Here is a 24,685-nt window from a genome sequence, read left to right on the forward strand (position 1 = left end):
CCCCAGGGAGGTCCGGCGGTTCAGACCGGGGGCTGCCCCCGATGTCGGCGATCGCCCGTACCGTTGACGCATGGATCTACGACTGACCGGTCCGCGGGCCAGGCAGCGGCGGTGGGCGGCCACCGCCGCTGCCCTCGTGGTGCTCGCGGGCGCCGGTCCATCGATGGCCGCGGCCGCCTCGGACGACGCGCCCCCCGTGCAGCGCCGCGACACGGTGATGGACACGGGCGGAGCCAGGATCGACACGTCGTACTTCACGACGCGCGGCTCCGAGCGCCGCCCCGCCGTCCTGCTCGCCCACGGTTTCGGGGGCAGCAAGGACGAGCTGCGCGCCCAGGCCGAGGGCCTCGCCCGCGACGGATACGCCGTGCTGACCTGGTCGGCGCGCGGCTTCGGCCGCTCCACCGGCAAGATCGGGCTCAACGACCCGAAGGGCGAGGTCGCCGACGCGTCCAGGCTCATCGACTGGCTGGCGAAGCGGCCCGAGGTCCAGCTCGACAAGAAGGGCGACCCGCGCGTCGGCGTCACCGGCGCCTCGTACGGCGGCGCGGTCTCGCTGCTCGCCGCCGGATACGACGACCGGGTCGACGCCATCGCCCCGCAGATCACGTACTGGAACCTCGCCGATGCGCTGTTCCCCCAGGGCGTCTACAAGAAGCTCTGGGCCGGGCTCTTCATCAACACCGGCGGCGGCTGCGACCGGTTCGAGCCGCAGCTGTGCCGCATGTACGAGCGGGTCGCCGAGGCCGGGAAGCCGGACGCCGCGGCCCGCGCACTCCTCGAAGAGCGCTCGCCGGTCGCCGTCGGCAAGCGCATCAAGGTGCCCACGCTCCTGACGCAGGGCCAGACCGACTCCCTGTTCCCGCTCGGCCAGGCCGACGCCGCCGCCCAGGCGATCCGGGCCAACGGCGCGCCCGTCGACGTCGACTGGATCGCGGGCGGGCACGACGGCGGAGACCGGGAGACCGGACGCGTCGAAGCCCGCGTCGACTCCTGGTTCGACCGCTATCTGAAGGACGACAAGGGCGCCGACACCGGCCCCGCCTTCCGCGTCACCCGCACCGGAGGCATCGACTCCACCGACGGCGCCGCCCAGCTGCGCGGCGCGAGCGGCGACACGTACCCGGGCCTCGCGAACGACCCCCGGCGCGTGCCCCTGACCGGGCGCGAGCAGCGCGTCACCAATCCCGCCGGCGCGAGCCCGCCGGCCATCTCGAACCTGCCGGGGCTCGGAGGGGGCGGCGGCGGTGGACTCGGTCAGCTGTCCTCCCTCGGCGTCGGCCTCTCCCTCGACTTCCCCGGGCAGTTCGCCCGGTTCGACTCGGCGCCCCTGCGCGACGACCTGCGCATCACCGGGTCCCCGAAGGTGACGGTGCACGTTGCCTCCGACAGTGACGACGCGGTCCTGTTCGGCAAGGTGTACGACGTCGGGCCGGGCGGCGGGTCCCAGCCCGTGCTGCCCTCCCAACTCGCTTCACCCATAAGGGTGGTGGGTTCCGGAGCCGACGGCGGCAAGGACGTCACCCTCACGCTCCCCGCCATCGACCACGAAGTGCAGAAGGGCCACCGGCTGCGCCTCGTCCTGTCCTCCACGGACCTCGGCTACGCGTCCCCGACGCACCCCGCCACGTACACCGTCTCCCTCAAGAGCGACCTGTCCGTGCCCACCGCCCCCGCCGTGCGGACGGCCGCCGCGCCGCTGCCCGCCTGGGTGTGGTGGCTGCCCCTCGCCGGCGTCCTGGCGGCGCTCGCCCTGCTGCTCACCGGCCGCCGCCGCGCGAGCACGGGAGCCCCCGCCCCGGACCTCGCCGAAGTCCCGCTCCAGATCACCGACCTGAGCAAGAAGTACGCGAAGTCCGCAGACCGGTACGCGGTCCGTGACCTGTCCTTCCGCGTGGAGAAGGGCCAGGTCCTCGGCCTCCTCGGGCCGAACGGCGCGGGCAAGACCACGACCCTGCGCATGCTCATGGGCCTCATCAGGCCCGACGGCGGCGAGATCCGCGTCTTCGGGCACGCCATCAGGCCGGGTGCGCCCGTCCTGTCGCGGGTCGGCGCGTTCGTCGAGGGCGCGGGCTTCCTGCCGCACCTGTCCGGCCGCGAGAACCTGGAGCTGTACTGGGCAGCCACGGGCCGCCCCGCCGAGGACGCCCACCTGGACGAGGCGCTGGAGATCGCCGGGCTCGGCGACGCCCTCGCCCGCGCGGTGCGCACCTACTCGCAGGGCATGCGCCAGCGGCTCGCCATCGCGCAGGCCATGCTGGGCATGCCGGACCTCCTCATCCTCGACGAGCCGACGAACGGCCTCGACCCGCCCCAGATCCGCGAGATGCGCGAGGTGATGATCCGGTACGCGGCGGCGGGCCGCACCGTCATCGTCTCCAGCCATCTCCTCGCCGAGGTCGAGCAGACCTGTACGCACCTGGTCGTGATGGACCGCGGACGCCTGGTGCAGGCGGGCCCGGTCGCCGACATCATCGGCGCCGGCGACACCCTCCTGGTCGGCCTCGCGGCGGACATCTCCGACGCGCTGATGGAGAAGGTGGAGGCGCTGCCCCACGTGGAGTCGGCGGCCCGCGCGGACGGCGGACTCCTGGTACGGCTCGCGGCTCCCGCGCACGCGGACGTCCCGGCGACGGTTCCGGCGGCGGCTGCCACGGCGACCGCGGTGGCGGCACCCGACGGTCCGGCACAGTCCGCGGCCCTCATGCCACCCTCCGCCGACCGGGAGACGGCCGCCGCCGGACTCCTCGCCGAGCTGGTCCGTCTGGACGTGCCGGTCGCCTCCCTCGGCCCGCACCGCCGCCTCGAAGACGCGTTCCTGACCCTGATCGGAGGCGAAGCCGGATGACCGCGCTCGTCGAGTCCACGGAGCCCAAAGAGGCTGCGCCCGGATACCGCGCGCGCCGCACCCTGCCCCTGAGGGTCGAGGCCGTACGCCAGCTGAAGCGGCGCCGCACGCTCGTCATGGGCGCCGTCCTCGCCCTGCTGCCGTTCGTCCTGACCGTCGCGTTCGCCATCGGCGGCGACCCGGGCGCGCGCAACGGCCAGGTGACGCTGATGGACACGGCCACCGCGTCCGGCGCCAACTTCGCCGCGACATGCCTGTTCGTCTCGGCCGGGTTCCTGCTGGTCATCCCCGTGGCCCTGTTCTGCGGCGACACGGTCGCCTCCGAGGCCGGCTGGTCCAGCCTGCGCTACCTCCTCGCGGCACCCGTACCCCGCGCCCGCCTCCTGTGGAGCAAGCTCACCGTCGCGCTCGCCCTCAGCCTCGCGGCGATGGTCCTGCTCCCCGTCGTCGCCCTCGCGGTCGGCACGGCCGCGTACGGCTGGGGCCCGCTGGAGATCCCGACCGGCGGCGCGCTCTCCGCGGGCACCGCGGCGCAGCGGCTGCTCGTCGTGATCGCGTACATCTTCGTGTCCCAACTGGTCACCGCTGGGCTCGCGTTCTGGCTGTCGACGAAGACGGACGCGCCGCTCGGCGCGGTCGGCGGCGCGGTCGGGCTCACCATCGTGGGCAATGTGCTCGACGCGGTGACGGCACTCGGCCACTGGCGCGACTTCCTGCCCGCGCACTGGCAGTTCGCGTGGGCGGACGCCATCCAGCCGCGCCCGGAGTGGGGCGGCATGATCCAGGGGACGGCCGTCTCGGTAACGTACGCCGTCATCCTGTTCGCCCTGGCCTTCAGGGGTTTCCGGCGCAAGGACATCGTCTCGTAGGTCTCCGGACGATCACCTTCCGGCCTCGGCGGGCCCCCTCCGTAGCCGCGTCGAGATTCATCCGCAACGCCTCCGACTGCTCGTTCCGGCCGTCTCGGACGTCACATTCGCCTGGCTCTCGCGAGGATGCCCCGGCGCTTGCGCCGGTGAGGCAGCGTCCTGGGTGTATCACGCGGAGTGTCGCCGCTTCAGATCCCCAGGACGGCGGCCCAGTGAACGCGTGTTCCCTTGATCGCTGATGCGGGTGGTGGTGGCGGACTTGGGGTACGGGCGTGCGCTCTTCGCACATACGGTCCTGGCGTAGGCAGCGTTACGGATCGGCACGGCGGGCCGGAGGGGTGAGGTGGGTGGCAGCCAATACGGCGGGCGAGCAGATCGCGGCCGACGGGAATGCCCGTTACACCTTCCGGCTGCGGGTGTCGGCGACGGCGCGGGCTGTGTTGGAGGCGGAGTGGGGACGCTGCCGCTGGGTGTGGAACGAGTGTGTGGCCAAGGCGAAGGCCGTACACGCTCAGAGCAAGACACATCCCGAGGCCAAACAGACGTGTGGTCCAGCGCAGTTGGACCGAATGCTCACCGGTGCGCGGGCGGGCACACCGTGGCTGGCGGCCGGGGCGTCGGTGGTGCAGCAGCAGATCGTCCGAGACTTCGGCAAGTCCCGCGCGAAGGCGCTCAAGGACGTCAAGGAGCGCCTGCCGGTGTCCTTGAGGGCGGGGATGCCCGGCTTCAAGGCCAAGCGTGAGACGAGCCCGAGCCTGAACTACACGAAGCGCGGCTTCCGCCTCAAAGACGGCCGTCTACATCTGGCGGGCGGCCTTGTAGTGACCGTGGTCTGGTCGCGCCCGTTATCCGGTGAGCCGGGCTCGGTGCGGGTGTACCGGGACAGCCTGGGCCACTGGTACGCGAGCTTCGTTGTCCCCGCCCCGCGCGAGCCGCTGGTGTCGACGGGGCGGGTGCTGGGTGTGGACTGGGGCGTGAAGGAGATCGCCACCACCACCTCCGACACCCATGACCTGCCGCATCCCGAACACGGCAAGCAGGCCCAGGCGAAGGTGTCCCGCTACGACCGGATGATGGCCCGCCGTAAACCGCAAAGGGGCCAGGCCGCCTCGAAGGGCTACCGGGAAGCCCAACGACTGCGCGCCAAGACGCACAAGAAGGCGGCCCGACAGCGCCAGGACACAGCGAGGAAGTGGGCGAAGAAGGTCGTCCAGGATCATGACGAGCTGGCGGTGGAGGACTTCAAGCCGAAGTTCCTCGCCAGGTCGAGCATGGTGAGGAAGGCCGCGGACGCCGCCATCGGCGCCACGAAGCAGGCACTGGTGGAGATGGCCTGCAAGTACGGGCGCGTCGTCCACCTCGTCCATCCCGCGTACACCACGATGGACTGCGGACAGTGCGGAGCGAGAGCCAAGCACGCCCTGCCGCTGGGTGAACGCACCTACACCTGCACCGCCTGCGGAGCCGTCTCACCCAGAGACAAGAACTCCGCCCGCGTGATGCTCAACAGGGCAGGTCTGAACCCTGCTGGTGCCGAGGGCATAAGACCGGACGGAACGCAGTTCCGCCCGGCAGCCTGAGCCAGGAATCCCCTCCCCTCAGGGAGGAGAGCATTCAAAAGTGCTGACGCGCGATCGGCTCGCGATCGGGGGACTGAAGGGTCACGGAAAGCGGTCGCCGGACAGGGGGCCTCGACCCAAGTTGTCACGCTCAGCGGCGGACAAGGACGTGCGGCAGCTCGCGGAAGCGATACGCAGGGCCGACGAACTGAAGATCTGAGTCTCCTGCGGATGGGAGAAACTGTCATTTCGCCCTGTAAGTTCTGGGTGAATATCGAGGCAGAAGAATTGGCCGCCGAATGGATCGGCGTAAATTCTGTGTGAATGGTGGTTCTGTTCCTGAAGGGTGATGAGAATTGGACTCAGACGCAACTGATCGAGTTCTCATCCAATATGGCCATTCCGGGGCCGGGGTCCGCGTAATGTTTTCCGTGTCGAAGCCGAACAGGGCTTACGGCAAACAGAAAAGCGTCACCGAGAAAGGGACAACCCTCATGAGCTTCCACAAGGTCGCCCCCGTCAAGAAGACCCGCAAGCCCGGCGCGAGGCCGGCCGCTGCACACCAGGCCGCGCCCAAGCCGAAGCGTCAGCCCCGCCGCCGTCCGGTCGGCAACAAGGCCGGCAAGGACTGCTGAACCGTGCCGTGGAGGCGGGCCCCCGGCGTGTGCCGGGGGCCCGCCTCGGCCGTGTTCCCGGTTCGGGCAAAGAGAGTTGAGAAATCCGGAGGAGTCGGACGGGTCGGGGGAGTTGGTGGAGTTGGCGGATCTGGTGGAGCGTAAAAGCACGGGTGCGCGTCAGGCGTTCCGGCGTTTCTGGCCGTTGACGCGTGGTGACCGCAGATGGCTGGTCCTGATCATTGTCTGCGTCGTGGTCGCCGCGCTGGCCGAGACGGCCTCGATCCTGATTTTCGCGAATCTCACCGACCACGCGCTGGCTGCGGGATCGCTCTCCGCGTTCTGGGTGCCCGCCGCGCAATGGCTCGGTGTCGCCGTGATCGGCGCCGCGGTCGGGTATGCCGGAAACTCGCTCGCGGTATGGACCGCGGAGCGGTTCGTCCTGCGGCTGCGCGCCGGCGCGTTCCGTCATGTGCAGGGGCTGCCCCCGCACTTCTTCCAGAAGCACCGGCAGGGCGATCTCGTCGAGCGCCTCACCGGTGATGTCGAGGCCATCGAACAGATGGTGGTGTCCGGCGTGGTCGGCACCGTTTCCGCGTTGTTCTCCACCGTCTTCTACGCGGCCGCCGCCCTCTGGCTTCGCTGGGACCTCGCCCTCGTCACCTTCCTGCTCGCCCCGGCCTTCCTCATCGCCGCCCGCCGCTTCGCCGGCCGCATCAGGTCCGCGGCCCGCGACGAGCGCACCGCCGACGGCGCCATCACCTCGGTCGTCGAGGAGTCCCTCGGCAATGTCGTCCTCACCCAGGCCTACAACCTGCGCCGGGAGGAGGAACGCCGGCTCGACCGGGAGGCCCGTGCGTGGCTGCGCGCCTCCGTGCGCGGCGTCCGCGCGAGCGAGCTGTACGAGCAGTTCGTCGAGGTCGTCGAGACGCTGTGCGTGCTGGCCGTCATCGGATTCGGCGCCTGGGAGATCGCCGCGGGCCGTATGACGCTCGGCGACCTGCTCGCCTTCGCGGCCTTCATCGGCTACCTCTATCCGCCGGTCCGCAGCCTCGGGCAGCTGGGCCTCACGCTCACCGCCGCCACGGCCGGAGCGGAACGGATCCAGGAGGTGCTGGACGCCGAGCCCGCCGTGACCGACCCCGTCTCACCCCGGCCGGCCTGGCCCGTGCACGGCCGGATCAGCCTCGAGGGAGTCTCCTTCCGCTACCCGGACGCTCCCGCGGAATCGCTGACGGACGTGTCACTGACCGCCGAGCCCGGCGAGCTCGTCCTGATCACAGGGGAGAGCGGAGCAGGCAAGTCGACCCTCTCCAAGCTGCTGCTGCGCTTCTACGACCCGACGGCGGGGACCGTACGCCTCGACGGGGTGCCGCTCATCGACGTACCGCTGGAGTTCCTCCGCGAGAACGTGGCCCTGCTGCCCCAGGAGACCCTGATCCTGCACGGCACCATCCGCGAGAACATCGCCTGCGGCCTCCCGGGCGCCGGCGAGCGGGAGATCCGGCAGGCCGCACTGGACGCGGCCGCCCACGAGTTCATCAGCGACCTGCCCGAGGGCTACGACACCCGGATCGCTCCGGGCACCGCCGCCCTCTCCGGCGGTCAGCTGCAGCGCATCGCGATCGCCCGTGCCATGCTGCGCGGCGCCCCCGTCCTCGTTCTCGACGAGCCGACCGCCGGACTCGACGCGCTGGCCGCACGACGCGTGGTGCAGCCGCTGCGCCGGCTGATGGCGGGCCGTACGACCATCGTGATCACCCACGATCTGGCGCTGGCGCCGGACGCGGACCGCATTCTCGTCGTGGACGGCGGCCGTCTCGTGGAGTGCGGTACGCACGGGGAACTCCTCGCCCGGGGCGGGGCGTACGCGCGGCTGCGCAGCGCTTAGCCCTAGGGCCTGCCCTGACGACAGGCCCTAGGGGAGCGCCGCCCCCCGGGCCGTCACCCACAGCTCGTACCACTCCTCGTGGGTGAGTTCGGGGGCGCGGCGGGCGGCGTCGGCGCAGGCTCGGATGCGGGACGGGTTCGCGGTGCCGATGACCGGGGCGATGCGGGACGGGTGGCGCTGGAGCCACCAGAGGACGATCGTCTCCGGGGTGGTGTTCTTCTTCTCGGCGAGGTCGGCGACCAGTCGTGCCGTGGCGTACTCGGCGGGCGTCGCCTCGCGGCCCGTGTAACTGCCCTGGGCGAGCGGGCCCCACGCCTGGAGGCGGATCCCGTGCTCGGCGCAGTGTTCCAGGGTGCCGGGCGGGAAGCCGTTCGCGGCGGCCTCGGGCGTGTTCACCAGCACCCCCGCCTCCACCCAGTCCCGGCTCTTGAGGCTCATCTCCAGCTGGTTGGCGACGAGAGGGAAGTCCAGGTGCGACTGGAGGTGCGCGATCTGATGGGCACTCATGTTGGAGACGCCGAAACTCCGTACGAGGCCCTGCTCCTGGAGCGAGGTGAGGGCCTTGGCGACATCGCCCGGGTCAGCCAGCGGGTCGGGCCGGTGCAGCAGCAGGACATCGACGTGGTCGGTGCGCAGCCGGGTCAGGCTCTCCTCGACGCACCGCACGATGCGGGCGCCGCGCAGGTCGTACACCCCCGGACGGTCGCCGTCGGCGAGGCGGATGCCGCACTTCGTCTGTACGGTGATGCGCTCGCGCAGCCCGGGCGTCCGGGCGAGCACCTCGCCGAACACGGCCTCGGCCTTGCCGTCGCGGTAGATGTCGGCGTGGTCGAACGCGGTGATGCCGCTGTCCAGGGCCGCCTCTACGGCGGCCTCGGCGGCGTCGATGTCGGAGGGCCGGAAGGGCGCGGAATCCCAGCTCCCGCCCAGCCCCATGCATCCGTAGATCAGCCGGTCCTGGTCGGTGCGCGCGTGCGGTGGTGTAGTCACAGTGGGCAGCGTAGGCCGCCCACTCACGGCTTGGGGGTGTCGAAGTAGCGGTTGAGTGCCGCGGCGAGCGCGGCATCGCCGGTGATCCTGACCTTCCGCATCATGAACATCATGACGGGGCTCTGATTGCCCGAGACCAGCTTGAGGAAGTCCGCGTCGCCCATGGCGAGCGTGACGCGGGGCGTGGCGTCCGAGCGGCCCTCGGTGACCGTGCAGGTCCCTTCCGCGATCGCCGTCTCGTACACGGCCTCTTCCCGGTCACCGGCGCTCGTGATCTTCCAGCGGATCAGCGCCCGGAGCGAGCCCGCCGTCTCCGGCCTGAACTGCCGCTCCATGCGCGCGAAGACCTCGTTCAGGATGCGTGCCCGCAGCTCTCCGTCCCGGGCGATCGCGTCGATCTCCTTGGCGGACAGGCCCTTCACGATCTTCGCGAAACGCTCGGGCGTGACCGCCGAGAAGTCGAGGCCGGCAATCCCGTCGCGCGTGCTGGGGCCCTCGCCCATGGAACCCTCCGTGTGCCGAAACTGCTTACCATTCAGTAAACTTACCAATCGGTAAGGTTACGGCCGGGGCAGATGGGCTGACAAGCGTGACGGGTACAACGGCCGATCCGACAGAAGGCCACGGTCGGCTCACGAAGCGTCCCGGGGCGCAGGGTGACGGTCCGGGCGTCCCCGCAGGCCGCCGGCGCCGTGTCCCGCGCCGCGAGCGCGAGCAGCAGATGATCGACGTCGCCGTGCGCGTCTTCGCCAAGCGCGGCTACCACGCCGCGTCCGTCGACGAGATCGCCGAACTCGCGGGCGTTTCCAAGCCGATGGTCTATCTCTACCTCGACTCGAAGGAGGGTCTCTTCCTGGCGTGCCTGCGCCGGGAGTCGGACCGGCTCGTCGCCGCGTTCCAGGGGGCGGCGCGCGCGGGCGGCGAGCCCGAGGAGCGTCTGTACGCGGGCCTCGCCGCGTTCTTCGCGTTCGTCGCCGGACACCGTGACTCCTGGGTCGTCCTGCACCGGCAGGCCTCCGGGCTCAGCACGGCCATCGCCGCCGGGGTCGCCGAGGCGCGGCGGGCCGTCCTGGCCGAGGTGGCCGGCCTGGTCGGGGACGGCATCGCGGACAGCGGCCGGGGAGTCCTGCTCGACGCCGAGGACGCCGGCTTCGTGGCGCACGCGCTCGTCGGCGCCGCTGATTCACTCACCGACTGGATGGAGCGCCACCCCGGCCAGTCGCCGGACTCGATCGCGCTGCGGCTGATGAACATGGTGTGGGTGGGGATGCGGCACGTCCTCGACGGCGAGGTCTGGACCCCGCGCGACACCTGACCACCGGGGCCGACCCTGGGCCGCTCACGTCGGCTGATCGTGTCCGGCCCATTGAATTTCCGTTACGCGTGGGTAAGTTGACGCCCGGGTAAGTCTGCAAGTCTGTGTGGGACGAGCGAGACGCAGGGATCACGTCAGCCGCGACCTGGAGCCGTCATGGGCGTACGCAAGGATCTTCAACGGGCACAGCAGCGCAGCGACTTGACGGACCGGGTCACCGTCGAGACCGTCAAGGACGAGCATGGAACCGTGCGCGAGGCGCGCACGGCCGCCCTCGCCGCGGACCCCGGCGGGAGCACACCCGCCGACATCCCCTTCACGAACGCCGCCGAGGCGCCCGACGCCGTGGTCCTGCGGCGCAGGGAGGGCGAGTACTGGCGTCCCGTCACGGCGGCGGCCTTCGCGCGTGAGGTGACCGCAGCGGCCAAGGGCCTGATCGCGGGCGGCCTCGAACCCGGCGGGCGCGTCGCCCTGATGTCCCGTACGCGCTACGAGTGGACCGTCCTCGACTTCGCCGTCTGGGCGGCCGGCGGGCAGACCGTGCCCGTCTACGCCACGTCGTCGGCCGAGCAGATCGAGTGGATCGTACGGGACTCGGGCGCGCGCCACCTGATCACCGAGACCCCCGGGAACACGGCCACCGCGCGGGCCGCGCTCGCCGCGCTGCCCGAGGAGGAGCAGCCGCGCTGCTGGGAGCTGGACGCGGGCGCGGTGCTCGAACTCGCCACCCTGGGAAGGGAGGTGGACGACGAGGAGGTGACCAAGCGGCGCGCCGCCCTCACCCCCGGCACCGTCGCGACCGTCTGCTACACCTCCGGGACCACCGGGAAGCCGAAGGGCTGCATCCTCACCCACGCCAATCTGCACGCCGAGGCCGCGAACACGGTGGAGCTGCTGCACCCCATCTTCAAAGAGGTGACCGGACAGGCGGCCTCGACGCTGCTGTTCCTGCCCCTGGCGCACATCCTCGGCCGCACCATCCAGATCTCCTGCATGCTCGCGCGTATCGAACTGGGCCACTGCCCCGGAATCAAGCCGGACGAGCTGAGGCCCCAACTGCGCTCGTTCCGGCCGACGTTCGTGGTCGGAGTGCCGTACCTCTTCGAGAAGATCCACGACACGGGCCGGGCCACCGCGGAGAAGCTCGGCCGCGGCGCGTCGTTCGACCGGGCCGACCGGATCGCGGTGAACTACGCCGAGGCGCACATGGCCCGCATCCTCGGCCGCGGCAAGGGCCCCGACGGCATGGGCCCCGACGGCAAGGGCGGCCCGTCCCTCGGTCTCCGCCTCGCCCGCGGCCTCTACGACCTGCTGGTGTTCCGCCGCGTGCGCAAGGAGCTCGGCGGACGCCTGCGTTACGCGATCAGCGGCGGCTCCCCCCTCGACCGGCGCCTCAACCTCTTCTTCTACGCCGCCGGAATCCTCATCTACGAGGGGTACGGCCTCACGGAGACCAGCGCCGCCGCCACGATCACCCCGCCGCTCGCCCCGCGCCCCGGGACGGTCGGCCTCCCGGTGCCGGGCACGGCCGTGCGGATCGCCGACGACGGGGAGGTCCTCATCAAGGGCGGCATCGTGTTCGGCGGATACCGGAACAACCCAGAGGCGACGGGGGAGGTGCTCGACGGGGGTTGGTTCGCCACCGGTGACCTGGGAGCCCTCGACGAGGACGGCTACCTCACCATCACCGGCCGCAAGAAGGACATCATCGTCACCTCCGGCGGCAAGAACGTCTCGCCGGCCGTCCTGGAGGACCGGCTCCGCAGCCGCCCGCCGGTCGGCCAGTGCATCGTCGTGGGCGACAACCGCTCCTACGTCGGCGCGCTGATCACGCTGGAACCGGAGGCGGTCGCGCACTGGCTGTCCGTACGGAAGATGCCCGCCGGCACCCCGATGGCCGATGTCGTCCGTGATCCGCGGATGATCGCGGCGGTGCAGGAGGCCGTGGACTACGCGAACAAAGCCGTCTCGCGGGCCGAGTCGATCCGTGAATTCGTTCTGGTGGAAGGCGAGTTCACCGAGGAAAACGGGCTGCTCACGCCCTCCCTGAAGATCAAGCGGCATGCGGTCGCGGCCGCGTACGAGCGGGAGATCGAGGCTCTCTACCGGGGCTGACCACCCGCCGCGGGGACCGTGACCGTGACCGTGACCGTGACCGGGGCGGGTGCGGGACCGGGCGGGGGCGGTCTGCGGTGCGGCCGGAAATGAGTTCGGCGCGCATAAGCGTCGCGGCGTCGCTGGGAAGTGTGACGGTACGGGAATGGACGGCGTGGCCTCGGCGACCCCCACGGCCTTCGAGGGCAACGACGCGCGCATCACGCTCCGCTACACACCGGACGCCATGTCCGACGCCGCGCAGAGCATGGTCCACGACCTGCGCGCCACGGCGCCCCCGGCCGGCGCGGACGCACTCCTGACGGGCAGGCACCCCGCAGGGCGGGCGGGGAAGGCGCCGAGCCCACGTCGCTGAGCGGGCCGGCAGCAGCGCCCCCGTGCCGCCCGCCGCCTGGGCCCGCTGCGCCGATCGGCAGATGCGGGACATCTATGGCGGCTTGAAGCGGCCGGGGAATTCCTCAGTCCGGTCTCCGGGGGCGGGAGGGGGAGGGTTCGGCGTGTCGTGCCCAGCGCACCGCCTGCGCAGCAGAAAGGCCCTACCGAAGCAGGGCCTGAGCGCGGCGCCCCCGGCGGGGCGCGATACAGATGGGAACGGGCGTGACGTGCGGCTTTCCGGGGCGCGGATCGTCGTTGAAGCGACGTACTCTCCGCACGGACCACCCCGAGGAGTCCGGTCTGTTGGGGACCCGGCTGGGGGAGGTTGGCTTCGCCCGGCATCCGCTTACCGCGTCACCAGCGGCGCAATCGCGTTGCCCGCGGCGGCGACGTCGATCACCGTGGCAGTGGCCCCGCACTCGCCCGCCGGGAGGCCTCACGTTCCGGGAAGCCGCGCAGGTGCCGCCGCGACCATGCGGACTCGCGCGAGCGCCTCGATCTCCACCGGGATTCCCAGGGGCAGGGCCGGCACGCCGATGATCGTGCACGCCGGGCGGGAGCCGCCTACATGGGGGGCGTCGGCCAGGACCGCCAGAGCCCGGTCGGCGACCGGCTGTAGTTGGCCGCCGCGATCTGGCGTGCACGCGACGGCGATCAGCACACGGAGCACGGATTCGAGGCGCTTCATGCCCCCGGGCCGCGACTGGAGGACGGCGAGCACGTTCGTCATCGCGAGCTCTGCGGCTCGCGCAACTTCCTCGTGGGTCAAGTCCCGTCCCAGGCCGCCGCGGCAGAGCAAGCCGCCTGCCGTCGTGACCGGCCCCTGCCCGGATACCGCTGTGAATTCGCCGCTGTCGGCGAAAGGGGTGTAGAGCGCCACCGGCCTCGGCGGTGGGGGCAGTTCTGTCTGCGTCGGGTCCATCCCGTCTCTCCTCCGACCGCACAAGGTCAGGTGGTTTGTGCTCCGCCGTCCGACGGTCAGTGCTCCGGGCACTTGCACAGGCCGTCGACCCCGGCGGCACGGCGCTCCGTCACGGTAATTCCGCCTGCCGCCCAGTTGTCCAGGGGGACTTCCTGGACCATGACGTAAATGCGGTCCGGGTCCTTGACGAGGACGTCGTGGAGCAGGTCCGTGACGCCCGAGACCATGCGCTGTTTCTGCTCGGGAGTGACTTCGTCGATGACCTGGATCGTAACGACGGGCATGTCCGCTCTCCTCTGTCCTGGACGAATGGCTCCCCATGGGGCCGGGGCAGGCCTGACCATATGGTTGTGGCGGACGGGCCGACCAGCGTCCGAGTAATGATCTTGAAGTCTGAGACGCGGAGGATCTGGTGCGCGCACTGTCAATTGCACGCTTATGAACAGGGCTTGATGTCTTCTCAGGAGCTGGTGAACGCACATGATCCGGCATGCGAGACAGTTGCTCCCGGAGGGTGCTGCCACCCGTCTTGCTCGGCATAGTGGCCGCATGAACGCGCCAACGCTCGCCAGGCCCCGTCAACCACATTCTTTCCCGAGCCAGTTGACAGCGTTCAATCGTGTCGCCTTCGAGCGCCCCCTGGCGCCCGTGGTTCCGCCACCCGATGACACTTCAGTTCTTGAGCGCTTTCCCCGCTTGCGCGAATTCCTGGCTGCGGCGGATGCGACTCCGCTCGTGGAAGTACCGTCACCGGACGGCGGCGCCAGGATCCTCGCCAAGCATGAATCGGTCGGCCCGGGTGGTTGCGCGCAGGGGCGGGTGGCCTACGCGCTCTTCGTCAAGGCCGCTCTCAAGTACGCGGACGACCCGGAGCCTTTGCGGTTGCTCAGTTACGCGGACGACCCCGGACTGGTCCGTTCCCTGGACCGGCTGACGAGGCTGACCGGCGTGCCGATTCGCTGCGCCGTCCCGCAGGGGAGCGTCGCTGCGGGTGGCATGGCGGTCGATGTGGTCGAAGTCCGGGGCGGCGGCGCCGCGCTGGTCGACCGCGCGCTGCGGATCGCCATGGCTGACCCGGGAAGGACCCTGCTGCACCCGCTGCGCGACACCGCCGCTGTCGCGACGCACCAGTACGGAACCGGTGCGGAGATCCTGAGCCAGACGGGCGGGCGCCCCCTGGCCGCATGGGTCGCCACGGTCCGTACCGGGGCGTCCCTGGCCGGGGTCTCCCGTGCCCTGAGGCCCTGCCATCCTGGGGTGCGGACGGTCGCCGTCGCTCCGGCCGGCGGACACCGGGCGGACGGCGTGCACGGCGCCGAACCGATGAGGCCGTTTCTGCGCGCGTACGTGCCCGGGGCCGAGCGTGTGTCCGCTCCCGTCCCGGTGCCGGCCGTCGCCCACGCCCGACTGGAGCGGGAGACGGGACTGCGTGCCGGCCCCGACGCGGCCGCGAGCTGGGCGGCCGCGTGGCAGGTGGCTGATTCGCTGCCCGCCGAAGCCACGGTGGTCACGGCATTCCCGGATGCCCGGTGGTCCCGATGATCGCTGCTGCGTTCCTCCAGAACTGAACCGCGCCCATGAGCAGGGGATCGGGCGGCGGTGGACCGCGGAGGTCGGCACGTGCAGGTACTTGACCGGGCTGTGGCTCTGATCGAGGCGGCGGCGGGTGGCGGGGGAAGTGCCGGGGAGCTTGCCCGGGTCGCCGGAGTCTCTCGTTCTACGGCGTTTCGCCTCCTGAACGCACTGGTCAGACAGGACATGCTCAGACGTGACGATTCGGGGGTGTACCGACTCGGTGGTCGCGCCTTTCAGCTGGGGGCGCTCGCCGATCAGGAATTGCTGCTCGGCCTGGCGGCGCGTGCGGTGGACCTGCTGCACGCCGCGACCGGTGAAAGCGTGCACGTCTATCGGCGGGTCGGCGACGCCCGGGAGTGCGTGGCCGGCGCCGACAAGCTCTCGGGCCTGCGCCGTGTCGTGCGTGTGGGCCACGTGGAGGAGGCCTGCGGAGACGCCGTTGACGTGGTGCTCGACGCGCGTCACGGGGCGCGTCGTGCGCCACCGGCGCAGGGGCCCGGATGACGACACGTGCCCATGTCACCTGCCTTGCCGCGCCGGTGGCCCTCCACCCCGGTGACGGGCCGGCGCTGGCCGTGGCCGTTTCGGGCGGCCCCGATCTCGCTCTGCGTGCGGACGGTATCGGCAGGCGTCTGTGCGCCGCCGTGTCCATGGTGGAGGCGGGTTTGCGTATGCAGGCATATGGAGCCGACCGGGCGCTGAACTCGCGTTCGATCAAAGGGAATTAAACTGTTTCAGAAGGTGGGACAGTTGGTCTCACTCTCTGGACGCCTTCTGCTCTGGTCTGCTTTTCTTCCGGCAGGTTATGCAAACGATCTTGCCGGGGTCGGTTCCCGACGTTTCCCTGCGGGATCTCTGACGAGGAGCTTTCCATGTCTGTACAGGCCTCGACGGAATCGTTCGAAGCTCAGATGCCCACTTCCCTGAACGCCTTGCCCAGGGAGTTCGGCAAACTTGCGGAACATGGCCCGATGGCTCTCGTGGACGGATTCTGTCCCTGGCTCGACCACCCCGCCGACCTGGTCGACCGATCCCTGGCCGGCACCCCGCGCCGCGAGCTGACCGAGGCCGTCGAGGTCCTCAACACTCGTGCCGCTGCGGGCGACCGGGATGCCTTCTACGCTCAGCAACTGCTGCTGGCCCGCGTGTACAACCTGCTGACCCGGCTCCCCGAGGCGCTCACGGCCGAGGGCTCCGTCGTGGTCCACGAGGTGACGCGGATGCTGGAGGTGGCCACGATCGCGGCCGAGGACCGGCATGTGGACCCGGGTCTCATAGCCTCGGCGCCCACCGCGCCCAAGTCCTTCCTGACCTGGCTCAAGGAGCAGGCCAAGTCGCATGCCGCGTACAAGCACCCGTACTACCTGGACTTCATTCGCCACCAGGCGTCGGCCGACGATCTGCGCACGTACGTCATCCAGGAGTCCGTCGTCGACGGCCGCTTCGACGACCTGCTCGCCCTGATGCAGGTCGGCACCGACGGCCCCGCCAAGCTGGAGATCGCGGGCAACTACTGGGACGAGATGGGCAACGGCAACGCCGAGGAGGTGCACACCCACCTCTTCAACAAGATCTACGAGGTCTTCGACATCACGCAGGAAGAGCTGGACAACGCCCTCAGTGCCGAGGCCCTGCTCTCCGGCAACCTGGCGGTCCTGCTGTGCCGCTACCGCCAGTACTACCCGCAGGCCGTCGGCTTCCTTGGCATGACGGAGTGGTTCGCGCCGGACCGCTTCGTCCAGGTCGTCGGTGCCTGGGAGCGGCTCGGGCTGCCCGAGGTCGGGATCACCTACCACAAGCTGCACATCACCATCGACTCGCAGCACGCCGCGGGCTGGTTCCACAACGTGCTCGTCCCCGCCGCCGATTCCGCCTACATGCGCGAGGGCATGGCGCGCGGCGCCCTCTGGCGCCTGAACTCGTCGGCCCGCTATCTCGACGAGCGCCTGAAGTCCTCCACGCCGGGCGCCTGACCCGACCGCCGCACGTTCACCCACTTCCCCGCAAGGAGTCACCCATGTCCGCTCTGCACGCTGTGCGGGAACAACTGGCGGAGACAGTCGGCCGGTTGAAGGGACGCCCGGCAGCCGACTTCCTCACCGGCCGGGCCGCGCTGCAGCTCGACTCTCTCGACCTGGTCGAGCTCTCGGTCGTACTGGAGCAGGCCTACGGCATCGAACTCGGCACGGACGACTCGGACTTCGACGAGCTCGGCGAGTTCGACACGCTGTGCGGGCTCGTCGACCGGCGGAGGCTGCGATGAGCGGTCTCCTCGAAGCGGTGGCCCGGCACGGCTCGGAGCGGCCCACGGCGGTCGCCCTCAGAAGCGGTGACGTCACGCTCTCCTACCGGGACGTGGTCGACAGCGTCGAGCGCGCCGCCGTAGGCCTCGCGGGCCTGGGGATCCGCCCCGGCGAGCGTGTCGCCGTCCTCGGTACGAAGAGTGTGCCCGCGGTCCTGGCACTCCTCGCCGTGCTGCGGGCAGGGTGTGCGTACGTACCACTGGACCCGAAGGCTCCGGCAGGGCGGCTCGCGGGGCTGCTCGCGGACGCGGGATGCCGGGTCCTGCTCCATGACGACGACGTCGATGTGCCCTGGAAGGCGGACGGCGTGCGGGCGTTGGGGCTCCGTGAGCTGTCCGGGCAGCGGTCCGGACCGCTGCCGGAAGAGCGTGACGAGGACTCCGTCGCGTACTGCCTCTACACCTCGGGCAGCACGGGGCACCCCAAGGGGGTGCAGATCTCGCACCGGGCGCTCGGGGCGTTTCTGCGGGCCGTGCACCCGCTGCTGGAGGCGGGACCGGACGCACGGTGCCTGAACACCTCGGCGCTTCATTTTGATGTGTCCGTAGTGGACCTGCTCTACCCGCTGTGGTGCGGGGCGTCCGTGCGCATCGGGCCGGACGTGCCGCTGCCGGCGCGGCTCGCGGGCACCATCGAGCGGGAACGCATCACGCACCTGGCGGCCGTGGGGTCCACCCTCGCGCTGGTCGCCACCGGGACCCGGGGTTTCGCGGGCCGGGACATCAGCTCGCTACGGCGCCTGATGACAGGTGCGGAAGTGCTCGACCCCCGGGCGGTGAACGCGTGGCTCGCCGCCGCGCCCGGACTCACCGTCATCAACGGCTACGGCCCCACCGAAGCCACGTGTCTCGCCGTGGCGCACCTGATCGCCGAGTACGAGCCGGACCGGACCGAGGCCTACCCGCTGGGCCGGGAGCTGTCGGGCATCACGGTGCGCTTCCTCGCGGGCGACGACGTCACCACCGACGGCCCCGGCGAGATCCTGATCGCGGGCGACCAGGTGATGAATGGATACCTGGCCCGCCCCGAGGAGGAGGCCCGCGCCTTCATCGACATCGGCGACACCCGCTTCTACCGCACCGGTGACCTCGGCCGTCGCGATTCCGACGGCTCTGTCGCCTTCGCGGGCCGCCGCGACGACGAGATCAAGCACCGGGGTTACCGGGTCAATCTCCAGGAGATCGCCCTTGCGCTCCAGTCGCACCCCCGGGTCTCCCGCGCCTTCGTCGCACCCGGGCCGCACGGGAGCGGTCGACAGGAGCTGTGGTGTGCGGTGCTGTGGGCCGATGCCCCGGCCTCCGGGGAAGACGTGGGTCGGCCCTTGCTGGTGCCGGCGACCGGGGCGGACGCCGACGAACTGCGCAGGCATGCGGCCGAGCTGCTGCCTGCGTACATGCTGCCTGGCGCCTACGCGAAGCTGAGTCACCTCCCCGTTCTCTCGAACGGCAAACCGGATGTGAAGACCGTCAAAGCGACTCTGGCGAAAGGTGGTTGGACGGCAGTGCCCGAGTTCACGTCGTCCACGTTGTCCTCCTCGCCCACGTTGCCGTCTTCCAAGGGGGTGTCCGAGCATGCGTGTTGACACATGTCCCCGTGACGACGCGCACGACCTCGGTACCCGCGCCGCCGTCGCCCTGCTCGAATTGGAGGCCGCGCACGGCGGACCCGATGGCATCGGGGTACGTGCGGTGCTCGGCGCGCTGGGCGCTGCCGGACTGCTGGATCCTGGCCCCGGGAGTCGCCCCGCCGCCTCGGTGGCGCTCGCGCTCGCCAGGAGCCTCGCCGATCTGCTCACACCTTTCGAAGCCGCGGCCGTGGCTGCCCACTGCGCACTGGCCCTGCCCGCCCTCGCCCGTACCGACTCGGGTTCCCTGACGAGCGACTTGTTGCTCGCGCGGCAGGGGACCCGGGTCTTCGGCCACCCGCTGACCGGTTCCCCGGCGTCCACCGTCGCGGCGTCCGCTGTGCCCGGCGGAATCCGCCTGACCGGCCGCGTGTACGGCTACTGCGCGGCAGACCGACTCGATGCGTTCCTGGTTCCGTTGCCGGTGAAAGGGGTGGGCGCAGGGGATGGCGTGGTCCGCGCCGGCATCGTGCCCGCGCGTGCCGAAGGTGTCACGCTGCACTCGGCGGACCCCACCACAGAGTTGGTCCTGGACCGGGTCCTGGTCCCGGAGGGCCGCGTGGTGACCGTCGACGACGAGGCGACCGACGGCGCCCGCCTCTGCCTAGCGGCCTACGAGCTCACCGCTGCCGAGCACCTCATGGAGCAGGCCGTACGGCATGCCGGTGATCGTCACTCGTTCGGCCGCCCCTTGATCGAGCACCAGTCGGTGAGCTTCCGCCTTGCCGAACTCGCGGCACGCGGCGATGGTGTGCGCGCCCTCATCGACGCGCTCGCCTCCGAAGACGCGGGGGTGTGTGCCGGGGGAGAGGCGGCCGGGGGAGAGGCGGCGGGAGAAGAACGGGCTCGGGGAGGTGCAGCCGCCGCGGAGCGCCTCGCCTCCCGGCTGCTGCGCGACACCACCGCGGACTGTCTGCACCTGCGCGGGGCGGCGGGCCAGCAGGCGGGGAGCCGACTCCAGGAACTCCTGCTGAGCAGCAGGAAATTGGCGTCGGTCAGGGGCCTTGAAGGTCGACGAACCGCGGAGGTGCTCGATGACGCGTGTTGAGAGACGTGAGGAAACCACTGCGGTGAGTACGTCGTCCGTGCCTCGGCCCGCCCTCGACGAGTACCGCGAGAGTGTCCGCGCACTGATCCGTGCCAACCCCGAGGTCTTCGGCGCCGAGGCCTGGGACCACACCCAACTGCTGCCCCCGGCCAGGGAAGCGATCGCAGCCCTCGGCGGTGCGGGGCTGCTCGACCCCGTCATCGGGGCCGATCCGTCGCGCGCGGTCGCGTTCTCCGCCGTCCTGCACGAGACGCTGGCGCCGCTGCCGGCCGGGGCGGTCGTACTCACGCATACCGAGGTCGGCAGCCGACTGCTCGCGCATGTCTGCGCAAGTGGCCACCCGGCGGTGGCCGCGGCGCGTCAAGGGCGACACCTCACGGCGCTCGCCGTGACGGAGCCGGGCGGCGGACTCGACTTCGACGCCATGACGACGATCGTCGAGCGCGACGAGCAGGACGGACGGGCGACGCTGCGGGGCGAGAAGTGGTTCATCAGCAACGCGCCCTTCGCGGACGAGTTCTTCGTCCTCGCCCGTGACACCCGCTTCGCGAAACGGGCTCCCGGCCGACACACTCTCCTGCGGGTGCCGGCCCGCACCCCCGGTGTCGGCGTGGATTCGCTGTCGACCTTCGGGCACCGTGGCCTGGTGGGCCGTGTTCGCCTGGACCACGTACAGCTGCCTGGGGAAGCCGCGGCTGGAGCTCCCGGCAGCGGCCTGCTCACTCTCATGCGCCACTGGGTGCACGAGCGCGTCATGCTGGCCGTCCGTCAGACGGCGATGGCCGCGTGGCTCGCACACGACAGCCAAGTCCGCGTCCTGCGGGACGAGTTGCTGTGTGAACAGGCGGCAGGCGCCCGGGCCGTACGCCACCTGGCGCAGGCCACCTGCACGCCGCGCGAGGCGGCCTCCGCCAAGCTCCGGTCGGGTCGGCTGCTGCGCCGTGTCGCGGAGCAGGCGATGCGGCGAAAGCCGTCCGCCGTGGCGGAACGCGTGTTGCGCGATGCCCACGGACTCGCCCTGGCGGGCGGAAGCGACGAGGCACTGCTCATGCAGATCGCACGGAGCCTGCCGTGACGGACCGCACGACGCCGGGCGGGGCCCCGGCCGCCGAGCACGCCGTGCGGCCCGCCGCCGCGAACGCACGTCGCTGGATGCCCGATGGGTTCCCGCCCGACGGTGTGACCCCGCTCTTCCTGCTGCCGCCCGCGGGCGGTTCGGCGGCGATGTTCGGCGGGCCGGCTGGGGACTGCTGGGCCGATGCGCTGCCGCCCGGGTATCGGGCGTGCCCGGTCGACTTCCCCGGCCACGGCCGCCAGATGACGACCTCACGTCCGCTTTCCGACATGGCGCGCCTCGTCTCCGCTCTCGACGCGGCCTGCCGGCCGGCCGACGGACGGCCTTGGGTGCTGCTCGGCCACAGCATGGGCGCGCTCACCGCGGCGGCCTGGGCGCAGGCCGCGCACGCCGTGGGCCACGGCCCGGAGCTGCTGATCCTGAGCGCAGCCGCCGCACCCTGGCACACCCCGGCGGCGCTCGCCCTGAGCGCCGCCGACGACGGCACGCTCTGGCGGACACTCAGCGAGCTCGGCGGGGTGCCGACCGAACTCGCCGCGTCCTCGGTCGCCCGCCGCCTACTCACCCGGGTGATGCGTGCCGACATCGAGACGGCGGCCTCCTACACCCGGCGCCCGCCTCCGCGACGGGGCGCGGTGGGCTGCCCCGTCGTGGCGGTGGTCGGCCGCGAAGACCCCGCCGTGCGCGTCGAGCAGGTTGACGCGTGGCGGAACGTGGCGGACGGCGGCTTCACTCTCGTACGGCCGGAGGGCGGTCATTTCTACCGAGAGGGACTGGCGGACCTGGCCCCCGTGGCAGCAGCCGCGCTGTCGACCTGAAGAACCCAAGGACCCAAAGCCCCCTGAGACCAGTGAGGAACACGCATGCCCAAATCCACCCTTGCGCCCCGTGACGAGGCGCAGGAAGCCCAGCAGAGCGACCGGCACGCACCGGCCGCGTCCGGCGTCTTCATCAACCCCAAGCTCCTGGAACCGTTCCTCAAGGACGCGGCGGCCCAGTACCACAGGGCCTGGGACTCCTCCAGGTCCGCGAGCGAGGAGCAGTACCTGCCCCGATGTTGGGCGCTGCTCGTCGGAAGGATGACCGCTGACAGCTTCCACGTGAGCGAGCTCCAGTGGGCGGGCAATGTGCGTGAGAGCGACCCGGTGGTACTGGAGGAGTTCGCAGACGTCATCGTGCCGTGCTTCGGCAGTCCGTACACCAACGGCCGCCGCGGCTACTGGTGCGATCCCGCCGAGCTCCTGCGCATCACACGGGATGTGGAGTCGCGCGGCCTCGACCTCCTCGGCTCCATCCACATGCATGCCGACGTCCATCGCTTCTGGCCCGACCACGCCGCCGGCCAGAAGCTCAGCCAGCACCCCACGCTGATGGACACATACCTCTTCCGCAACGGTGGCTGGCCACTGAACATCATCTGCCACCTGGAGGAGATCAAGGGCGAGACCACGTCCCGTCTGGGCGCCTGGGCCCCGCCCCCCTTCGACGACGAATCGGCCCCCGCCACCGAACTCCCGGTCCACTTCACGCTCTAGGGCCAGGTCCGCGTTCCGTAATCCGCAGGAGGTTCTCGTCAATGATCAACCGCATCGTCATGGTCAGTTCCCCCACACCCGAGCGGGTCGACAAGGTTCTGGACTCATTCGAGCGGCTCCGTGGCAAGGTACCGGGATTGCTCCGTATTGAGACGGCGGTCGACCACGGTGGCCGCGCCCTGGGGTACGACCGCATGTTTGTCCTTACCTTCCAGAATGCCGAGTCGATCGAGGTCTGGAAGCACCACCCGGCGCACATACCCATCAGGGAGGAACTTGCGGCCTGCGGTGAGCTTCTGGTCTTCGAGTACGGGACAGAAGGCGGCCATGCGCTGCCGACGGCCGGGTAGGGGGGTCAGCGGAACAGCAGCAGTCCGGCCAACATGCCGACGTTGGCGGCGTACTGCGCCCCCATGAACGCGTGGTACGGGCTTCGTGGGTTCGATGTCCGGCGCCGACACCGGGCCACGAACCACAGCGCCCCGGCGGCAAGCGGTACGGAGCCGCACAGGGTGACCGGCTCCAGCTCGACGGAGGCCAGTACCGCGCCGACCCCCAGGACGGTCGCCGCGGCGGCGGCGAACCGGCGGGCGAAGCGCTCGCCCTTGATCACGGCCAGCGTGCGCCGACCGCTGATGGCGTCCCCGTGAACGTCGCTCAGGTCCTTGGAGATGGCGCCGACGAGGCCCATCCACAGGGACATCGCGAGGAAGAACGCTAAACCGCCGGCGGTGATCCGGCCTCCGGTCGCGGCCGCCCCGGCCATGTAGGTCGCGAGTCCCATCCCGAGCACGACGGCTCCGGCTGTCGCACTGTTGCGCTTCGCCGCCACGGGCGGCACCGAGTACGCGCAGCCGAGCGCGGCGAAGATCGCGGCCAGCCACCACACGTGGGAGATCCCGCCCATGATGAGCGAGGCCCCGGCCGTCACCCAGACGACGACGAGAGCGGACCGCACCGGAAGGCGCCCTGAAGCGATGGGCCTGCGTGAACCGTTCGCCTGATCCTCGGTCACATCCATCACGCCGTTGAGCACGTACGCGGACACCGCGACACAGATCCAGGCGACCAATCCGGCGGCAGTTGCCCAAGTGATTTCCCCGACGGACAGCTGTACCGCGCACAGGACTCCGACAATAAATCGCAGGGCGAATACAAACTGAACGACTGGGCGTGATTCGGCAAAAGAATGCTGAATGATGTGCGCAATTGGTGGGCGTCTTATGGTGATGTCGATTGTATGCATGCTGCAATTATATGCGACGGAGAGGAGGCGTCCGAGGTCACAGGCATGGTTCAGGTGCGGCGTGACCAGACCCACACCATAGTCCAGACGTATTCTCCCACTCGCCAGAATTCTCCCTCGATGGCCTCGTTTGGTAGCAGGAGTCCACCTGTGTCCGCGATCTGAATCCGGCTGCCGCACAACGTGACTTCGACCCCGTGAAACACGAGGGGGGTGCGTCTGATGGCGAGTCGGCCAAGCGCTTTGTATATCGACTCTTTCGCCGAGAAGACCGTGGTGAGCAAAGGGGATCCAAGGTTCCCGAGGCGGGACTGTTCGCGCTCGGTGCAGATCAGTGGGGCCGCGGAAGGGCTGAGGCGTCCAACGCGCTCCACGTCCACCCCGAGGGCGAGCATGTCCTGACGGATCGTCACCACGCTTGCCGCCGCCCTGCCGAGGCAGTGGCTGATCGACCCGTGCACGCCGTCGGGGAAACGGGGTGCGGCACCTTCGCGCACCACCGCGCCCTCGCGCCCGACCTGGGCGAGCGCGTGCGCGGCGGCTCGGCGCCCCAGGACGAAGTCCCGTCGGCGGCGTTCCGGTATCCGGGTCAGCAGGTCCCGTTCCTCCTCGTGGAGGTCCTCGGCGGCCGCGTCCCCGCCCAGGCGAAGCACGCCCGCGAGGCCTGGCAGCGGACGTGCCACCACGACCGTTGTCGTGCTGTGCACCGGGTCATCCCTACTCTCGTGTCCCGCGCGGGGTGTCGCGAAGGCCACCTCCGCGGCGGAGGTGGCCTTCGCGG

25 protein-coding genes are annotated in these 24,685 nt (G+C 70.6%); 19 read left to right on the top strand and 6 right to left on the bottom strand.

Annotated elements, in window-relative coordinates; genetic code table 11:
• Positions 1 to 70 precede the first annotated feature (70 nt).
• The 5 genes from ACWIGU_RS12875 to ACWIGU_RS12895 all read left to right on the top strand — a co-directional run bounded on the left by ACWIGU_RS12875 (position 71) and on the right by ACWIGU_RS12895 (position 7,781).
• Positions 71 to 2,848 (top strand): alpha/beta fold hydrolase, encoded by a 2,778-nt coding sequence (locus ACWIGU_RS12875; RefSeq protein WP_454400146.1) that lies wholly within the window; start codon positions 71 to 73, stop codon positions 2,846 to 2,848.
• Entirely contained in the window at positions 2,845 to 3,717 is an 873-nt protein-coding gene (locus ACWIGU_RS12880) for an ABC transporter permease (protein ID WP_454400148.1), read from the top strand. Before ACWIGU_RS12875 ends, ACWIGU_RS12880 begins: the two co-directional genes overlap by 4 nt.
• A gap of 347 nt (positions 3,718 to 4,064) precedes the next feature.
• A complete protein-coding gene (locus ACWIGU_RS12885; protein ID WP_454400150.1) occupies positions 4,065 to 5,297 on the top strand; it encodes an RNA-guided endonuclease InsQ/TnpB family protein in 1,233 nt (410 codons plus the stop codon).
• Between the two features lie 473 nt (positions 5,298 to 5,770).
• Positions 5,771 to 5,911: a hypothetical protein gene (locus ACWIGU_RS12890; protein WP_356273370.1), complete on the top strand. Its 141-nt coding sequence runs from the start codon at positions 5,771 to 5,773 to the stop codon at positions 5,909 to 5,911.
• A 133-nt stretch (positions 5,912 to 6,044) separates the two neighbouring features.
• On the top strand, positions 6,045 to 7,781 hold the full coding sequence (locus ACWIGU_RS12895; RefSeq protein WP_454400152.1) for an ABC transporter ATP-binding protein: 1,737 nt from the start codon (positions 6,045 to 6,047) through the stop codon (positions 7,779 to 7,781).
• 27 nt (positions 7,782 to 7,808) lie between these two features.
• Here the strand turns inward: ACWIGU_RS12895 and ACWIGU_RS12900 are convergent, their stop codons facing one another.
• Together ACWIGU_RS12900 and ACWIGU_RS12905 are read right to left on the bottom strand one after the other, a co-directional pair.
• Positions 7,809 to 8,771: an aldo/keto reductase gene (locus tag ACWIGU_RS12900; protein ID WP_454400154.1), complete on the bottom strand. Its 963-nt coding sequence runs from the start codon at positions 8,769 to 8,771 to the stop codon at positions 7,809 to 7,811.
• A 23-nt stretch (positions 8,772 to 8,794) separates the two neighbouring features.
• Complete coding sequence (locus ACWIGU_RS12905; protein WP_454400156.1) at positions 8,795 to 9,274, bottom strand: SCP2 sterol-binding domain-containing protein; 480 nt, start codon at positions 9,272 to 9,274, stop codon at positions 8,795 to 8,797.
• Positions 9,275 to 9,492: 218 nt separating this feature from the next.
• Between ACWIGU_RS12905 and ACWIGU_RS12910 the strand changes: the two genes are divergently transcribed.
• From ACWIGU_RS12910 to ACWIGU_RS12920, 3 genes are all read left to right on the top strand, one after another.
• A complete protein-coding gene (locus ACWIGU_RS12910) occupies positions 9,493 to 10,086 on the top strand; it encodes a TetR/AcrR family transcriptional regulator (protein ID WP_454400565.1) in 594 nt (197 codons plus the stop codon).
• 156 nt (positions 10,087 to 10,242) lie between these two features.
• On the top strand, positions 10,243 to 12,201 hold the full coding sequence (locus tag ACWIGU_RS12915) for an AMP-dependent synthetase/ligase (protein WP_454400158.1): 1,959 nt from the start codon (positions 10,243 to 10,245) through the stop codon (positions 12,199 to 12,201).
• A gap of 145 nt (positions 12,202 to 12,346) precedes the next feature.
• The gene (locus ACWIGU_RS12920) at positions 12,347 to 12,556 is read left to right on the top strand and encodes a hypothetical protein (protein WP_454400160.1); all 210 of its coding nucleotides are present in this window, start codon (positions 12,347 to 12,349) and stop codon (positions 12,554 to 12,556) included.
• A 456-nt stretch (positions 12,557 to 13,012) separates the two neighbouring features.
• Here the strand turns inward: ACWIGU_RS12920 and ACWIGU_RS12925 are convergent, their stop codons facing one another.
• Together ACWIGU_RS12925 and ACWIGU_RS12930 are read right to left on the bottom strand one after the other, a co-directional pair.
• Positions 13,013 to 13,498, bottom strand: coding sequence for a RidA family protein (locus ACWIGU_RS12925; RefSeq protein ID WP_454400162.1), 486 nt, complete (start codon positions 13,496 to 13,498; stop codon positions 13,013 to 13,015).
• A 56-nt stretch (positions 13,499 to 13,554) separates the two neighbouring features.
• The gene (locus ACWIGU_RS12930) at positions 13,555 to 13,782 is read right to left on the bottom strand and encodes a tautomerase family protein (RefSeq protein WP_454400164.1); all 228 of its coding nucleotides are present in this window, start codon (positions 13,780 to 13,782) and stop codon (positions 13,555 to 13,557) included.
• A 451-nt stretch (positions 13,783 to 14,233) separates the two neighbouring features.
• Between ACWIGU_RS12930 and ACWIGU_RS12935 the strand changes: the two genes are divergently transcribed.
• From ACWIGU_RS12935 to ACWIGU_RS12985, 11 genes are all read left to right on the top strand, one after another.
• The gene (locus ACWIGU_RS12935; protein WP_454400166.1) at positions 14,234 to 15,040 is read left to right on the top strand and encodes a pyridoxal-phosphate dependent enzyme; all 807 of its coding nucleotides are present in this window, start codon (positions 14,234 to 14,236) and stop codon (positions 15,038 to 15,040) included.
• Between the two features lie 78 nt (positions 15,041 to 15,118).
• Positions 15,119 to 15,577: a helix-turn-helix domain-containing protein gene (locus tag ACWIGU_RS12940; protein WP_454400168.1), complete on the top strand. Its 459-nt coding sequence runs from the start codon at positions 15,119 to 15,121 to the stop codon at positions 15,575 to 15,577.
• A complete protein-coding gene (locus ACWIGU_RS12945; RefSeq protein WP_454400170.1) occupies positions 15,574 to 15,801 on the top strand; it encodes a hypothetical protein in 228 nt (75 codons plus the stop codon). The genes ACWIGU_RS12940 and ACWIGU_RS12945 overlap by 4 nt, the downstream gene beginning before the upstream one ends.
• A gap of 243 nt (positions 15,802 to 16,044) precedes the next feature.
• Positions 16,045 to 17,046 (top strand): iron-containing redox enzyme family protein, encoded by a 1,002-nt coding sequence (locus ACWIGU_RS12950; protein ID WP_454400172.1) that lies wholly within the window; start codon positions 16,045 to 16,047, stop codon positions 17,044 to 17,046.
• Between the two features lie 44 nt (positions 17,047 to 17,090).
• Positions 17,091 to 17,336 (top strand): acyl carrier protein, encoded by a 246-nt coding sequence (locus ACWIGU_RS12955; RefSeq protein WP_454400174.1) that lies wholly within the window; start codon positions 17,091 to 17,093, stop codon positions 17,334 to 17,336.
• Positions 17,333 to 18,958 (top strand): amino acid adenylation domain-containing protein, encoded by a 1,626-nt coding sequence (locus tag ACWIGU_RS12960; protein ID WP_454400176.1) that lies wholly within the window; start codon positions 17,333 to 17,335, stop codon positions 18,956 to 18,958. Before ACWIGU_RS12955 ends, ACWIGU_RS12960 begins: the two co-directional genes overlap by 4 nt.
• Positions 18,948 to 20,048, top strand: a complete 1,101-nt coding sequence (locus ACWIGU_RS12965; RefSeq protein WP_454400178.1) for an acyl-CoA dehydrogenase family protein — start codon at positions 18,948 to 18,950, stop codon at positions 20,046 to 20,048. The genes ACWIGU_RS12960 and ACWIGU_RS12965 overlap by 11 nt, the downstream gene beginning before the upstream one ends.
• 22 nt (positions 20,049 to 20,070) lie before the next feature.
• Positions 20,071 to 21,123, top strand: coding sequence for an acyl-CoA dehydrogenase family protein (locus ACWIGU_RS12970; protein ID WP_454400180.1), 1,053 nt, complete (start codon positions 20,071 to 20,073; stop codon positions 21,121 to 21,123).
• Positions 21,120 to 21,941 carry a thioesterase II family protein gene (locus ACWIGU_RS12975; RefSeq protein WP_454400182.1) on the top strand — a complete coding sequence of 274 codons (822 nt, stop codon included), beginning with the start codon at positions 21,120 to 21,122 and terminating at the stop codon, positions 21,939 to 21,941. The genes ACWIGU_RS12970 and ACWIGU_RS12975 overlap by 4 nt, the downstream gene beginning before the upstream one ends.
• Before the next feature lie 45 nt (positions 21,942 to 21,986).
• Positions 21,987 to 22,658, top strand: a complete 672-nt coding sequence (locus tag ACWIGU_RS12980) for a hypothetical protein (RefSeq protein WP_454400184.1) — start codon at positions 21,987 to 21,989, stop codon at positions 22,656 to 22,658.
• A 41-nt stretch (positions 22,659 to 22,699) separates the two neighbouring features.
• Entirely contained in the window at positions 22,700 to 23,008 is a 309-nt protein-coding gene (locus ACWIGU_RS12985; RefSeq protein WP_454400186.1) for a Dabb family protein, read from the top strand.
• Positions 23,009 to 23,013: 5 nt separating this feature from the next.
• Here ACWIGU_RS12985 and ACWIGU_RS12990 read toward each other — a convergent pair whose 3' ends face one another.
• A complete protein-coding gene (locus tag ACWIGU_RS12990) occupies positions 23,014 to 23,904 on the bottom strand; it encodes a UbiA family prenyltransferase (RefSeq protein WP_454400188.1) in 891 nt (296 codons plus the stop codon).
• 50 nt (positions 23,905 to 23,954) lie between these two features.
• Complete coding sequence (locus ACWIGU_RS12995) at positions 23,955 to 24,611, bottom strand: 4'-phosphopantetheinyl transferase family protein (RefSeq protein WP_454400190.1); 657 nt, start codon at positions 24,609 to 24,611, stop codon at positions 23,955 to 23,957.
• Between the last annotated feature and the right edge of the window lie 74 nt (positions 24,612 to 24,685).

The sequence above is a fragment of the Streptomyces sp. NPDC055400 genome (genome assembly GCF_053644375.1).

What these genes read in the sequence shown, in the direction of transcription:
- ACWIGU_RS12875 (WP_454400146.1), top strand. Translation starts at nt 71, where the DNA reads ATGGATCTACGACTGACCGGTCCGCGGGCCAGGCAGCGGCGGTGGGCG.
- ACWIGU_RS12880 (WP_454400148.1), top strand. Translation starts at nt 2,845, where the DNA reads ATGACCGCGCTCGTCGAGTCCACGGAGCCCAAAGAGGCTGCGCCCGGA.
- ACWIGU_RS12890 (WP_356273370.1), top strand. Translation starts at nt 5,771, where the DNA reads ATGAGCTTCCACAAGGTCGCCCCCGTCAAGAAGACCCGCAAGCCCGGC.
- ACWIGU_RS12905 (WP_454400156.1), bottom strand. Translation starts at nt 9,274, where the DNA reads ATGGGCGAGGGCCCCAGCACGCGCGACGGGATTGCCGGCCTCGACTTC.
- ACWIGU_RS12910 (WP_454400565.1), top strand. Translation starts at nt 9,493, where the DNA reads ATGATCGACGTCGCCGTGCGCGTCTTCGCCAAGCGCGGCTACCACGCC.
- ACWIGU_RS12915 (WP_454400158.1), top strand. Translation starts at nt 10,243, where the DNA reads ATGGGCGTACGCAAGGATCTTCAACGGGCACAGCAGCGCAGCGACTTG.
- ACWIGU_RS12920 (WP_454400160.1), top strand. Translation starts at nt 12,347, where the DNA reads ATGGACGGCGTGGCCTCGGCGACCCCCACGGCCTTCGAGGGCAACGAC.
- ACWIGU_RS12925 (WP_454400162.1), bottom strand. Translation starts at nt 13,498, where the DNA reads ATGGACCCGACGCAGACAGAACTGCCCCCACCGCCGAGGCCGGTGGCG.
- ACWIGU_RS12930 (WP_454400164.1), bottom strand. Translation starts at nt 13,782, where the DNA reads ATGCCCGTCGTTACGATCCAGGTCATCGACGAAGTCACTCCCGAGCAG.
- ACWIGU_RS12945 (WP_454400170.1), top strand. Translation starts at nt 15,574, where the DNA reads ATGACGACACGTGCCCATGTCACCTGCCTTGCCGCGCCGGTGGCCCTC.
- ACWIGU_RS12950 (WP_454400172.1), top strand. Translation starts at nt 16,045, where the DNA reads ATGGCTCTCGTGGACGGATTCTGTCCCTGGCTCGACCACCCCGCCGAC.
- ACWIGU_RS12955 (WP_454400174.1), top strand. Translation starts at nt 17,091, where the DNA reads ATGTCCGCTCTGCACGCTGTGCGGGAACAACTGGCGGAGACAGTCGGC.
- ACWIGU_RS12960 (WP_454400176.1), top strand. Translation starts at nt 17,333, where the DNA reads ATGAGCGGTCTCCTCGAAGCGGTGGCCCGGCACGGCTCGGAGCGGCCC.
- ACWIGU_RS12965 (WP_454400178.1), top strand. Translation starts at nt 18,948, where the DNA reads ATGCGTGTTGACACATGTCCCCGTGACGACGCGCACGACCTCGGTACC.
- ACWIGU_RS12980 (WP_454400184.1), top strand. Translation starts at nt 21,987, where the DNA reads ATGCCCAAATCCACCCTTGCGCCCCGTGACGAGGCGCAGGAAGCCCAG.
- ACWIGU_RS12985 (WP_454400186.1), top strand. Translation starts at nt 22,700, where the DNA reads ATGATCAACCGCATCGTCATGGTCAGTTCCCCCACACCCGAGCGGGTC.
- ACWIGU_RS12990 (WP_454400188.1), bottom strand. Translation starts at nt 23,904, where the DNA reads ATGCATACAATCGACATCACCATAAGACGCCCACCAATTGCGCACATC.